Here is a 12,517-nt window from a genome sequence, read left to right as displayed (position 1 = left end):
GCAGTAAGACTAACCCACCCTACGGCATCACGGCGTCTCACCCCGCGTTGGCCTTCAGCCCGGCCGCCTGGATGCCGGCGACCGCACAGGCCTCGTCATTGTCCGAGGTGTCGCCGGAGACGCCGACCGCGCCGAGCAGCGTCGCGCCGTCCATGATCAGCACGCCGCCTGGGACCGGCACCAGCGCGCCTTTTGCGATCGTGTTCACGGCATCGATGAAATAGGCCTGCTCCTGCGCGCGCTGGAACAGGGCGCGCGAGCCCATGCCCATGGCGAGGGCGCCATAGGCCTTGCCGTGCGCGATCTCGGCGCGCATCAGGCTGGTGCCGTCCTGCGCGGCTGCGAGCTTGAGCACGCCGCGCGCGTCCAGGATGGTGACGACCAGCGGCTTCAGCTTCAGCTCGCCGGCCTTTGCGAAGGCGGCGTCGAGGATCTTGCGGGCAACGTCGAGAGTCAGTTCAGCCATGGCTGGGTTCCTTTGCAACGGGATTGGAGTTGGTTTCAGCGCGATCGAGGCTCATCGCCAGCACGCGCGCGACGTGAAGCGCCTCGCGTTGCGCCCCGTCGTGGATCTGGTGCCGGCAGGAGGTGCCGTCGGCGACGACAAGCGTATCCTGGTCCGCGCGCCGCACGGCGGGCAGCAGCGACAGCTCGGCCATCTCGATCGAGGCGTCATAGGTGTCCGCGCCATAACCGAACGCGCCGGCCATGCCGCAGCAGCTCGATTCGATGGTCTCGACCGCGAGGCCCGGAACGAGCCGCAGCACCTGCTCGACCGGCTTGAAGGCGCCAAAGGACTTTTGGTGGCAGTGGCCATGCACCACGGCTTTGTCGGCAACGCTGCCGAGCGGCAGTTGCAGCCGGCCGGCTTCCGCCTCGCGCACCAGAAACTCCTCGAAGGTCAGCGCGTGCGCGCCGACCGCCTTGGCGTCATCGTCCTTGCGCAGCGATGAAAGCTCGTCGCGCAGTGTCAGCAGGCAGCTCGGCTCGAGGCCGATGATCGGCACGCCGCGCGCGGCGAACGGGGCGAAGGCAGCCACCAGCCGGTCGAGCTCGGTCCTCGCCTCATCAACGAGGCCGGCGGAGAGGAAGGTGCGGCCGCAGCAGAGCGGGCGGCTGCCGTTCGCGGGCTTCGGCAGATGCACGCGATAGCCGCCGGCCGCGAGCACGCGCAGCGCGGCGTCGAGGTTCTCGCGCTCATAGATGCGGTTGAATGTGTCGGCGAACAGCACGACCTCGCGGCCGCTCTCCGGGCCGACGCTGGCAGCCGGCGGCACGAACACGTCGCGGCGGAAGGCGGGCAGGGCGCGGCGCGCGCTGATGCCGGCGAAGCGCTCGAACAGCTTTCGCAGAAACGGGCTGCGGTTGCGCAAATTCGCCAGCGGCGCGAGGCGCGACGCAAGGCCGGCGTAGCGCGGGAGGTAGCCGACCAGCCGGTCACGCAATGTCAGGCCGTGGGTGACGGCGCGCGCGGCCAGAACCTCGATCTTCATCTTGGCCATGTCGACGCCGGTCGGGCATTCGTGGCGGCAGGCCTTGCAGGAGACGCAGAGTTTAAAGGTCTCCATCATCTCGTCCGAAGAAAGCGCATCGGCGCCGAGCTGGCCGGAGATCGCAAGACGCAGCGTGTTGGCGCGGCCGCGGGTGACGTCCTTCTCGTTGCGTGTGGCGCGGTAGGACGGGCACATCACGCCGCCTTCGAGCTTGCGGCAGGCGCCGTTGTTGTTGCACATCTCGACCGCGCCCTGGAAACCGCCGCCGGCACCGGGATAAGCCGACCAGTCGAGCCTGGTCTTCAGCTCGCCGACGCGATAGTCGGGCCGGTAGCGGAACAGCGAGCGATCGTCCATCCTCGGCGCGTCGACGATCTTGCCGGGATTGAGCACGCCGTCGGGATCGAAGCGCTGCTTTACTTCCTTGAAGTCGGCGACGAGACGCGCGCCGAACATGGTCTCGTGGAATTCCGAGCGCACCAGGCCGTCGCCATGCTCGCCGGAATGCGAGCCCTTGTATTCGCGCACCAGCGCAAAGGCTTCCTCGGCGATGGCGCGCATCGCCTTGACGTCCTTCTCCAGCTTCAGGTTCAGGACGGGCCGCACGTGCAGGCAGCCCTCGGAGGCATGCGCATACATGGTGCCGCTGGTGCCGTGCCTGGCGAACACCTCATTCAGCCGCGCGGTGTAGTCGGCGAGGTGCGGCAGCGGCACCGCGCAATCCTCGACGAAGGAGACCGGCTTGCCCTCCTGCTTCATCGACATCATGACGTTGAGACCGGCGGCGCGGAAATCGGCGATGCCGCCCTGCAGCGCGGGTTCGGTGATCTCGACGACGCCGCCCCATTTGCGCGTGTCGTTGCTCCAGCCGAAGCCGAGATCGCCCATCAGCTCGCCGAGCTGCTTGAGACGCAACAGATTGTCCGCCTGGTCTTCTTCAGCGAATTCGACCACCAGCACGGCATCCGGATCGCCCTTGATCGCCGCGGAGATGACGGGTGCGAACATCGCGATGTCGCGGCCGAGCGCGATCATGGTGCGGTCGACCAGCTCGACCGCGATCGGCTTGAGTTTCACCAGATGCTGGGCCGCGTCCATCGCCTCGTAGAAGCTGCCGAAATGGCAGACCCCAAGCGCCTTGTTGCGGATCACGGGCCACAGCTTCAGCTCGACCTTGGTGGTGAAGGCCAGCGTGCCTTCCGAGCCGACCAGGAGATGCGCCATGTTGTTCGGCGCATTGCGCGGCACCAGCGCATCGAGATTGTAGCCGCCGACCCGGCGCTGCACCTTTGGAAAGCGCGCCGCGATTTCGTCGGCCTCGCGCGCACCGAGATCGAGCATGTCGCGGAACAGGGCGCGGGTGCCGTCGCCGGCCTCGACGTCGGACAGGTCGCGCGACACCTCGCCGAAGCGGCTGAGCGTGCCGTCCGCGAGCGCGGCCTCCATCGACAGCGTGTTGTCGCGCATGGTGCCGTAGCGCAGGCTGCGGCCGCCGCAGGAATTGTTGCCGGCCATGCCGCCGATGGTGGCGCGCGAGGCCGTGGAGACGTCGACCGGAAACCACAGGCCGTGCTTCCTGAGCTGGCGGTTGAGGTCGTCGAGCACGATGCCGGGCTCGACCACGCAGGTGCGGCCTTCGACGTCGAGCGACAGGATCCGGTTGAGATGCCTGGAGAGATCGATCACCAGGCCGTCATTGACGGTCTGGCCGCATTGTGAGGTGCCGCCGCCGCGAGGGGTGACCTTCAGCCCCTCGTCGCGGGCGATCGCCAGCGCCCGCAGCGCCTCGTCCATGCTGCGCGGCACCACCACGCCTGATGGCACGATCTGGTAGAACGAGGCGTCGGTAGCATAGCGGCCGCGGCTGAAGCGGTCGAACAGGACGTCGCCGGTGATCTCCCGGGCCAGACGCGCGGCAAGACCGTCCTTTTGAACCGATTCCGGTGATTTTCCAGCCACTTCCGCCGCCATGATCCGCTCTCGCCTGTTCGCCGGCACCGTCTTGCCTCCCGTCACGCTCCTTGGCAAGCGAGCCCTGCTTCTTGTGCATTGACGGAGCCCGCCGGGCGAGGGACAAGCCCGGCGAATAGTGATATGCGAGCGGCTCGCCGGAGCCCTCAATGCGGGCTGACGGAAGTCAGAGCCAAGACAGCCTCAACGACCGGGAAGGACGCCGATGACCGTGCATACTGGAAGGCATTTCCTACAGATTCCAGGACCGACCAACGTGCCCGACCGGGTGCTGCGGGCGATGGACATGCCGACGCTGGACCATCGCGGTCCGGAGTTCGCCGAGCTCGGTTTCGCGGTTCTCGCCGCGATGCAGCGGGTGTTCCGCACCAAGCAGCCCGTGATCATCTTCCCCTCGTCGGGCACCGGCGCCTGGGAAGCGGCAATGGTCAATGTGTTTGCGCCCGGCGACAAGGTTTTGATGTGCGAGACCGGCCAGTTCGCCGTGCTCTGGCGCGGCATCGCCGACAAGTTCAAGCTCGACGTCGACTTCATCCCGAGCGACTGGCGCCATGGCGCCGATCTCGCCGAGATCGAGAAGCGCCTTGCCGCGGACAAGCAGCACGCGATCAAGGCGGTCTGCGTCGTCCACAACGAGACCTCGACCGGCTGCGTGACGCCGCCCGCGGAAGTGCGCAAGATCCTCGACCGCACGAAACATCCGGCGCTGCTGATGGTCGACACCATCTCCGGCCTCGGCTCGATGGAATATGAGCACGATGCCTGGGGCATCGACGTCTCGGTCGCGGGTTCGCAGAAGGGCCTGATGCTGCCGCCGGGGCTCGGCTTCAACGCGGTCTCCGAGAAAGCGCTCGCGGCCGCCAAGGCCAACCCCGGCATGCGCTCCTACTGGGACTGGCAGGAAGTCATCAACTTCAACAAGCTCGGCACCTTCCCCTATACGCCCGCGACCAACCTGCTCTACGGCCTGCGCGAAGCGGTCAAGATGCTGGAAGAGGAGGGGCTGGAGAATGTCTGGTCCCGCCACAAGCGCCACAGCGCGGCGACGCGCGCCGCGGTCAAGGTCTGGGGCCTGGAGACGCAATGCGCCGATCCCGCCGCGCATTCGCCGGCGCTGACCGGCGTGCGCGTGCCGGAAGGACACGACGCCGACGCTTTCCGCAAGGTCGTGCTGGAAAATTTCGACATGTCGCTCGGCACCGGCCTGAACAAGGTCAAGGGCAAGGTGTTCCGCATCGGCCATATCGGCCATTTCAACGATCTGATGCTGATGGGCACGCTTGCCGGCGTCGAGATGGGCCTGGATCTTGCAAAGATCCCGCACAGGAGCGGTGGCGTGTTGGCGGCCATGGACGTCCTGAAGGGACGCGACGTAATGCCGATGGCCAAGGCCCAGGTGGCTTGATCCATCCAACTTGAAGAAAGAGATTGCGCGATGAACGCACCGACGACCGCCAACGAAGACCTGCTCTACTCCGTCCAGGACGGCATCGCGCGGATCACCTTCAACCGCCCGCAGGCGCGCAACGCGATGACCTTCGCCATGTATGACCGCATGGCGGAGATCTGCCAGGAGATCAACGCCGATCGCTCGATCAAGGCGCTGATCCTGACCGGCGCCGGCGACAAGGCGTTCGCCTCCGGCACCGACATCTCGCAGTTCCGCGCGTTCAAGACCGCACAGGACGCGCTCGACTACGAGGCCCGCATCGACCGCGTGCTCGGCACGCTCGAGCAGTGCCGCGTGCCCGTGATCGCGGCGATCGCGGGCGCCTGTACCGGCGGCGGCGCCGGTATCGCGGCCTGCTGCGACCTCCGCATCGGCACCGAGACGACGCGGATGGGCTTCCCGATCGCGCGCACGCTCGGCAACTGCCTGTCGATGTCCAACATCAGCCGCGTGGTCGCGCTGGTTGGTCCCGCCCGCACCAAGGACATGATCTTCAAGGCGCGCCTCGTCGAGGCGCAGGAAGCGTTGGCGCTCGGCCTGCTCAACGAGGTCGTGCCCGACGTGGAGACGCTGCAACGCCGCGCCGACGAGACCGCGAAGCTCGTCGCCAGCCACGCGCCGCTGACGCTGGAAGCGACCAAGGAAGCGGTGCGCCGCATCCGCCGCACGCTATCGCGCGAGGAGGGCGAGGACCTGATCCTCAAGGCCTATATGAGCGAGGATTTCCGCGAGGGCATGGACGCCTTCCTCAACAAGCGGGCGCCCGTCTGGAAGGGCAGGTAACAGCGCCAGGAGCTTTCGGCTTCGTCAGTCGAAAGTCATATGCGTTGAATTGCCGGCCGGCTTGAACTCGTCAGTATTAGTCCGCACAATGCAGGAATAGAATTTTCCGCACTACAAAGCCAAAAAAACATCGGGGGACGAAACTCGTGCGAATTCCAGTGAAAGCCGTCGGCGCCGCGACGGCGCTGTTGTTGAGCACGCCGGCCTTCGCCGGCTGGGAACCGGCGAAGCCGGTCGAGATCGTGGTTGCGGCCGGCGCGGGTGGCGCCTCCGACCAGATGGCGCGGATGATGCAGGCCGCGATCCAGAAGAACAATCTGATGAAGCAGCCGATGGTCGTCTCGCTCAAGGGCGGCGCCTCGGGCGCGGAAGCGCTGATGTACATGAAGTCCAGCGAGGGCGACCCGAACAAGGTGCTGATCGCCTATTCGCTGATCTACATGCTGCCGCTGTCGGCGAAGATCCCGTTCAACTGGCGTGAGCTGACCCCGGTCTCCGTGGTCGCGCTCGACCAGTTCGTTCTCTGGGACAACAGCGCAGGTCCCAAGACGGTGAAGGATTTCGTCGCAGCCGCGAAAGCCGCGAGCTCTCCGTTCAAGATGGGCGGGACCGGCTCCAAGCGCGAGGACCACGTGCTCACGGTGTTCCTCGAGCAGAAGACCGGCGCGAAGTTCTCCTATCTGCCCTACAAGTCCGGCGGCGAGGCCGCGACCCAGCTGGTCGGCAACCACACCGAAGCCAACGTCAACAATCCGAGCGAGAACCTCGAAGTCTGGCGCGCGGGCCAGGTGCGTCCGCTCTGCGTGTTCGACAAGGAGCGCATCTCCTACGCCGGCAAGGTGACGGACACCCAGTCCTGGGCCGACATCCCGACCTGCAAGGAGGAGGGCGTCGACGTGCAGTACCTGATGCTGCGCGCGATGTTCCTGCCCGGCAAGGTCACGGCGGAGCAGCAGGCGTTCTATGTCGATCTGTTCCACAAGGTGACGCAGACCGCGGAATACAAGGAGTACATGGAGAAGCAGGCGCTGAAGCCGATCTTCCTCACCGGCAAGGACATGGTGCAGTTCCTCGAGGAGGACGATGCGCTGAACAAGTCGCTGATGTCGGAAGCCGGTTTCGTCGCGAAGTAGCTCTTTCGCCTCTCCCCGCTTGCGGGGAGAGGGGATTGGCCACAGCATTTGTTGCTCGCTCATGTCCCAGACCGATCTTGAAATCGTCGTCGACGATCCGACCGCGCCTGAGGACGACTCCCCCTCTGTCGTGTCTTCCGGCACGATCGAGGTCGTCGTCTGCCTCCTGCTGCTGGCCCTTGCCGTCACGCTCGGCTACGACAATTGGCGCACCGGCGCGTCCTGGGATGCGACCGGGCCCGAACCCGGCTATTTCCCGTTCTACCTCTCCATCATTCTCGGCGGCGGCAGCCTCTACGGCCTGATCGTGGCGCTCGTCGCGCATCGCGCGGCGCGCGAGACCTTCGTCACGCGCGCGCAAGGCCGCCGCGTGATGGCGGTGTTCGTGCCGACGCTGCTGTTCTGCCTGGTGACGCAGTTCCTCGGCCTCTATGTCGCGAGCTTCCTCCTGATCGCGGGCTTCATGCGGCTCGTCGGCAAGATCGCGCTGTGGAAGTCGCTGCTCACCGCTTTCGTGTTCACGGCGATCATGTTCGTCACCTTCGACATCGCCTTCGACGTCATCATGCCGAAGGGGCCGCTCGAAGCGGCTCTCGGCCGCTAGGCGGGCGACGCGATGGAAGCTCTCGGTCTCCTGCTCCACGGCTTTGCCGTCCTGCTGACCTGGAAGACGCTCGTGCTGATGATGGTCGGGCTGGTGCTCGGCATCTTCGTCGGCGTGCTGCCCGGGCTCGGCGGTCCCAATGGCGTCGCGATCCTGTTGCCGCTCACCTTCACGATGGACCCGACCTCGGCGATCGTGATGCTGTCCTGCATCTATTGGGGCGCGCTGTTCGGCGGTGCCATCACCTCGATCCTGTTCAACATCCCGGGCGAAGCCTGGTCGGTCGCGACCACGTTCGACGGCTATCCGATGGCGCAGCAGGGCAGGGCGGCGGAGGCGCTGACTGCGGCGTTCACCTCCTCCTTCGTCGGCTCGCTGGTCGCGGTGCTGCTGATCACGTTCCTTGCGCCGATGATCTCGTCCTTTGCGCTGAAGTTCGGCCCGCCGGAGTTCTTCGCGGTCTACCTGCTGACCTTCTGCTCCTTCGTCGGCCTCGGGCGCGAAGCCAAGCACAAGACGGTCATCTCGATGTCGCTGGGGCTGCTGCTCGCCGGCATCGGCATGGATACCGTCTCCGGCAGCCTCCGCATGACCTTCGGTTCGTCGGAATTGCTCCGCGGCATCAACTTCTTGGTCGCCGTCATCGGCCTGTTCGGCATCAGCGAGATCCTGCTGACGATGGAGGAGCGGCTGGCGCTGCGGGGACATGCGGCGGGCATTTCGCTCCGCGTCGTGCTCGGCGTCTGGAAGGACCTGCCGAAATACTGGGTGACGCTGCTGCGCTCCTCCTTCATCGGCTGTTGGCTCGGCATCACCCCTGGCGGCGCGATCGCGGCGTCCTTCATGGGCTACAACCTCGCCAAGCGCTTCGCCAAGCAGCCCGAAAGTTTCGGCAAGGGCCGCATCGAGGGCGTGTTCGCGCCGGAGACGGCGGCGCATGCCTCCGGCACCTCGGCGCTGCTGCCGATGCTGGCGCTCGGCATTCCCGGCTCCGGCACCGCGGCGATCCTGCTCGGCGGCCTGATGGTGTGGGGGCTCAATCCGGGGCCGCTGCTGTTCGTTGAGCACAAGGATTTCGTCTGGGGCCTGATCGCCTCGATGTATCTCGGCAATGTCGTCGGCCTCGTGCTGGTGCTGACGACCGTGCCGATCTTCGCCTCTATCCTGCGCGTGCCGTTTGCCGCGGTGGCGCCGATGATCGTGGTGTCCTGCGCGATCGGCGCCTATGCGATCCAGAACGCGATGTTCGACATCTGGCTGATGCTCGGCTTCGGCGTAGTCGGCTACGTCTTCAAGAAGATCGGCATTCCACTGGCGCCGTTCACCCTCGCGCTCGTGCTCGGCAACCGCGCCGAGGATGCCTTCCGCCTGTCGATGATCGGCTCGGGCGGAACCTTGAAGGTGTTCTGGTCGAACGGCCTGGTCGGCTCGATCACGACGCTGGCGATCGTGCTGCTGTTCTGGCCGGTCATCGACGGCCTGCTCGGTCGCGTTGGATGGACGCAGCGGGCCGGGGCGACCCCGCAATGAGCGGGCGGCGGACGGCAAGATCACCCAGAGCTGGAGCGCGAAGCCCGAATTTCTCGACAGAGGCGTCCAGCAGGAAGCATGGCCCGGCTCGCGCCGGGCTTTGTCGTTGGACGCGTTGCGCGTGAGATTCACACCACCTTGGCGTCCCTGAGCCTTGCGATCTCGTCCGCGCCGAAGCCGAACTCCTTCAGCACCTCGTCGGTCTGCTCGCCGAATTCCGGCGGCCGCGCCACCATCCTGCTCGGCGTGCGCGACAGCGTCACGGGCTGACCAACCAGGCGGATATGGCGGCCCTCGTCGTTGGGCACGTCCTGCGCAATGCCGAGATGCCTGACCTGAGCGTCGTCGAACATCTGGTCGATGGCATAGATCGGACCGCAGGGCACGCCCGCCTCGTTGAGCTCGCGGACCCAGGTCTCGGTCGACTTCGTCACGGTGCGCTTTTCGATCTCGGCGTTGAGCGCGTCGCGGTTCCTGGAGCGGGCCGGGGCCGTCGCATAGTCGGGATGGGCATAGAGCTCCGGCGCGCCGATCGCCTGCGCGCAGCGCTCCCAGATCCGCCCCCCCGTGGTGGCGATGTTGATGTAGCCGTCGGAGGTCTTGAACACGCCGGTCGGGATGCTGGTCGGGTGGTTGTTGCCGGCCTGCCTGGCGACCTCCTTCTCCATCAGCCAGCGCGCGGCCTGGAAGTCGAGCATGAAGATCTGGGCCTGGAGCAGCGAGGTCTGCACCCACTGGCCCTTGCCGGAGACCTCGCGTTCGAGCAGCGCGGTGAGGATACCCATGGCGCAGAACAGGCCTGCGGTGAGGTCGGCGACGGGAATGCCGACCCGCATCGGGCCTTCGCCCGGCGCCCCGGTGATCGACATCAGCCCGCCCATGCCCTGCGCGATCTGATCGAAGCCCGGCCGCTTGTGGTAGGGGCCATCCTGGCCGAAGCCGGAGATGCTGCCATAGACGATCCCCGGGTTGATCGCGGCGAGGCTGTCATAGTCGATGCCGAGCTTCTTCTTCACGTCGGGCCGGAAATTCTCGACCACGACGTCGGCTTTGGCGGCGAGGCGCTTGAACACGGCGAGCCCGCGCTCGTCCTTCAGGTTCAGCGTCATGGCCCGCTTGTTGCGGTGCAAATTCTGGAAGTCGGAACCGCGCCGGGGGCCGCCCGGCTGCTCGCCGCCGGCGTCCTCGGTCAGCGCGTCGATCTTGACGACGTTGGCGCCCCAGTCCGCGAGCTGGCGCACGCAGGTGGGCCCGGAGCGGACGCGGGTCAGATCGAGCACGGTGAAACGCGACAGGGCTTCCGAGGCATGCGGAAAGGGCATCTTGAAGGGCTCCGGGACAGATTGCGGCGCCTACCATAGTGCCGAAAGACCTTGCGGCAAGCCTGGTCAGATGCGGATGCCGCCTGCCGAAACGCCATGCCTGAAGCGGCTTTGCTGCGGTGCGTAGAGGGTCAGCGCGACAGGCGCTTCAAGTCCGCGCGCGCCTGCTCGGCCAAGGGATCATCACCGTGCCGCGCAATGAAGAGCTCGAACGCTTCCCGTGTTCCCTTCCGGCGGGCGGCTTCGTATTCCTCCGCCACCGCGACGGCAGGATCGCGGGCCATTGGCATGGAGGGGGCGCGTCCTGCCTTGCCGCTGTTATCCGCGTTGGCCTTTTCCACCATGGCGGGCAGTCCTCCGAGGGTGATGTGATCGAGCCCGGCGAGCATCATAAGGGCTCCAAACAGGCCGGCTGGGAGTGAACGTCGTCTCATGAAACCCTGCAAATGACAGACGGCGCGAGCCCCTGTTCGCGCCCGTATGATTACGGGTTTCCATGGCTAACGGCGCATTACGGCGGAGGTCCGGGCGGTCTCGCCAAATTTAAACCAAACGTTCAGCTCTCTAGCTAGAATGATCCGTTAACGCCTCGAACACGACGGGGCCTGCTGTTTCGGAGTCTCTCTTTGGCCACCGCTGTCACGGTCACCAAGACCAACAACGCCGACATCGACGGCCTGCTGTCGGGCTACAAATGGTCGGGCGCCATCACCTACAGCTTTCCCGACTCGCCCGGCGACTACGCCAATCCGTACACCGGCGGCAGCAGTGAGCCGACCACCTCGGGCTTTGCCTCGGTGCCCAGCCAAATCCAGGGGGCGATCAACTACGCGATCGGACTGATCCTCAGCTACACCAACGCCGACATCCAGTACGCGGGCACGAACGGCGCCGATATCATGATCGCGCAGTCGCCGGCGGCCAATCCGACTGCCTATGCCTACTATCCCGGCAACTATGCGTCCGGTGGCGACATCTGGTTCGGCACTCAATACAATTTCTCGCTGGCCAAGCTCGGCAACTACTACTTCACCACCGCGCTGCACGAGCTCGGCCATGCCGTCGGCCTCAAGCACAGCCAGGAGACGGGCGGCCCCGCGAACGTCGCGGTGCCGAGCGCGCATGACGACAGCGAATATACCGTCATGAGCTATCGCAGCTATGTCGGCGCCTCGACCACGACCGGCTACACCAACGAAGCGTACGGCTATCCGCAGACCTACATGGCCAACGATATCCTCGCGCTTCAGACGATGTACGGCGCGGACTACACGACCCAGGGCAGCAACACCGTCTACACCTGGGATCCGAACACGGGGCAGCAGTTCATCGACGGCGTCGGGCAGCTCGCGCCGGGCGGCGGCACCGGCGGCTCGGCCAACCGCATTTACGAGACCGTCTGGGACGGCGGCGGCGTCGACACCTACGACCTGTCGAACTACACGACGAACCTGAGCATCAATCTCAATCCCGGTGCCTCGTCGCTGTTCTCCTTGGTGCAGCGGGCCTATCTCGGCGACGGCCATTACGCGTCCGGCAACGTCTACAACGCCTATCTCTACAACGGCGACGCGCGCTCCTATATCGACAACGCCATCGCCGGGTCCGGCAACGACACGATTGTCGGCAACGCCATCGCCAACGCGTTGAACGGCGGCGGCGGCAACGACACGATCACCGGCGGTGCGGGCAATGATACCATCAATGGCGGTTCAGGCACCGACACGGCAGTGTATTCGGGCAGCCAGGCCAGCTACACGATTTCTTACAATGCGGCGGCACAGACCTTCACCCTGACCGACCTGCGCAGTGGCTCACCTGACGGCACCGATACCGTTGCAGCAGTCGAGTATTTCCAGTTTGGGGATGGCACGGCCGGTAGCGCCAGCCTGACGACGACTGTGATCGAGACGTTCGGATCGACCAGCGTGGTCCGGTCCGGCGGCAACTACCACCTGGACAGCATCTCGACCGGCACCGGACCTGTGCTGAAATATGCGGGATCTGCGGTGATCGCGGCGAATTGGGGTGTGTGGACGGTCATTGGCGCCGAGCAGGTGTCGGGCGGCTACGACGTCGTCTGGAAGAGTTCATCGACCCAGCATTATTCGGTGTGGAGCACGGACAGCAACGGCAACTTCCTGACCACGCTCGCCGCGGCCTCCGAAGTGCTGGGGACCGATGCGTCCCTGCAGGCGTTGGAACCGACGCTCCAGCAGGATCTCAACGGC

10 protein-coding genes are annotated in these 12,517 nt (G+C 65.8%); 6 read left to right on the top strand and 4 right to left on the bottom strand.

Annotated elements, in window-relative coordinates:
- Window positions 1-37: 37 nt before the first annotated feature.
- Together IC50_RS37145 and IC50_RS37140 are read right to left on the bottom strand one after the other, a co-directional pair.
- Window positions 38-466, bottom strand: coding sequence for a GlcG/HbpS family heme-binding protein (locus IC50_RS37145; protein ID WP_035716630.1), 429 nt, complete (start codon window positions 464-466; stop codon window positions 38-40).
- Window positions 459-3,464: an FAD-binding and (Fe-S)-binding domain-containing protein gene (locus tag IC50_RS37140; RefSeq protein WP_050991201.1), complete on the bottom strand. Its 3,006-nt coding sequence runs from the start codon at window positions 3,462-3,464 to the stop codon at window positions 459-461. The genes IC50_RS37145 and IC50_RS37140 overlap by 8 nt, the downstream gene beginning before the upstream one ends.
- 205 nt (window positions 3,465-3,669) lie before the next feature.
- On the opposite strand from IC50_RS37140, the gene IC50_RS37135 reads away from it, so the two are divergent.
- The 5 genes from IC50_RS37135 (at window position 3,670) to IC50_RS37115 (ending at window position 8,964) form a co-directional block, all read left to right on the top strand.
- A complete protein-coding gene (locus tag IC50_RS37135) occupies window positions 3,670-4,869 on the top strand; it encodes a pyridoxal-phosphate-dependent aminotransferase family protein (protein ID WP_035716626.1) in 1,200 nt (399 codons plus the stop codon).
- A 30-nt stretch (window positions 4,870-4,899) separates the two neighbouring features.
- Complete coding sequence (locus IC50_RS37130; protein WP_035716622.1) at window positions 4,900-5,697, top strand: enoyl-CoA hydratase/isomerase family protein; 798 nt, start codon at window positions 4,900-4,902, stop codon at window positions 5,695-5,697.
- Between the two features lie 146 nt (window positions 5,698-5,843).
- Entirely contained in the window at window positions 5,844-6,830 is a 987-nt protein-coding gene (locus IC50_RS37125; RefSeq protein WP_050991200.1) for a Bug family tripartite tricarboxylate transporter substrate binding protein, read from the top strand.
- A gap of 61 nt (window positions 6,831-6,891) precedes the next feature.
- On the top strand, window positions 6,892-7,434 hold the full coding sequence (locus tag IC50_RS37120; protein WP_035716616.1) for a tripartite tricarboxylate transporter TctB family protein: 543 nt from the start codon (window positions 6,892-6,894) through the stop codon (window positions 7,432-7,434).
- Between the two features lie 12 nt (window positions 7,435-7,446).
- Window positions 7,447-8,964 (top strand): tripartite tricarboxylate transporter permease, encoded by a 1,518-nt coding sequence (locus IC50_RS37115; RefSeq protein WP_035716615.1) that lies wholly within the window; start codon window positions 7,447-7,449, stop codon window positions 8,962-8,964.
- Between the two features lie 128 nt (window positions 8,965-9,092).
- Here the strand turns inward: IC50_RS37115 and IC50_RS37110 are convergent, their stop codons facing one another.
- Both IC50_RS37110 and IC50_RS37105 read right to left on the bottom strand, forming a co-directional pair.
- Window positions 9,093-10,286, bottom strand: coding sequence for a CaiB/BaiF CoA transferase family protein (locus IC50_RS37110; RefSeq protein ID WP_035716613.1), 1,194 nt, complete (start codon window positions 10,284-10,286; stop codon window positions 9,093-9,095).
- 131 nt (window positions 10,287-10,417) lie between these two features.
- On the bottom strand, window positions 10,418-10,720 hold the full coding sequence (locus IC50_RS37105) for a hypothetical protein (protein WP_035716611.1): 303 nt from the start codon (window positions 10,718-10,720) through the stop codon (window positions 10,418-10,420).
- Between the two features lie 192 nt (window positions 10,721-10,912).
- On the opposite strand from IC50_RS37105, the gene IC50_RS37100 reads away from it, so the two are divergent.
- The coding region (locus IC50_RS37100; RefSeq protein ID WP_162131543.1) for a M10 family metallopeptidase C-terminal domain-containing protein at window positions 10,913-12,517 on the top strand (1,605 nt) is incomplete at its 3' end.

This window comes from Bradyrhizobium genomosp. I (2014), assembly GCF_000261685.1.
In the GTDB taxonomy this organism is placed as follows: Bacteria; Pseudomonadota; Alphaproteobacteria; order Rhizobiales; family Xanthobacteraceae; genus Bradyrhizobium.
This window is presented reverse-complemented; position numbering and strand designations above follow the sequence as displayed.

Coding starts and splice junctions, on each gene's coding strand:
- IC50_RS37145 (WP_035716630.1), bottom strand. CDS start 466: ATGGCTGAACTGACTCTCGACGTTGCCCGCAAGATCCTCGACGCCGCC.
- IC50_RS37140 (WP_050991201.1), bottom strand. CDS start 3,464: ATGGCGGCGGAAGTGGCTGGAAAATCACCGGAATCGGTTCAAAAGGAC.
- IC50_RS37135 (WP_035716626.1), top strand. CDS start 3,670: ATGACCGTGCATACTGGAAGGCATTTCCTACAGATTCCAGGACCGACC.
- IC50_RS37130 (WP_035716622.1), top strand. CDS start 4,900: ATGAACGCACCGACGACCGCCAACGAAGACCTGCTCTACTCCGTCCAG.
- IC50_RS37120 (WP_035716616.1), top strand. CDS start 6,892: ATGTCCCAGACCGATCTTGAAATCGTCGTCGACGATCCGACCGCGCCT.
- IC50_RS37115 (WP_035716615.1), top strand. CDS start 7,447: ATGGAAGCTCTCGGTCTCCTGCTCCACGGCTTTGCCGTCCTGCTGACC.
- IC50_RS37110 (WP_035716613.1), bottom strand. CDS start 10,286: ATGCCCTTTCCGCATGCCTCGGAAGCCCTGTCGCGTTTCACCGTGCTC.
- IC50_RS37105 (WP_035716611.1), bottom strand. CDS start 10,720: ATGAGACGACGTTCACTCCCAGCCGGCCTGTTTGGAGCCCTTATGATG.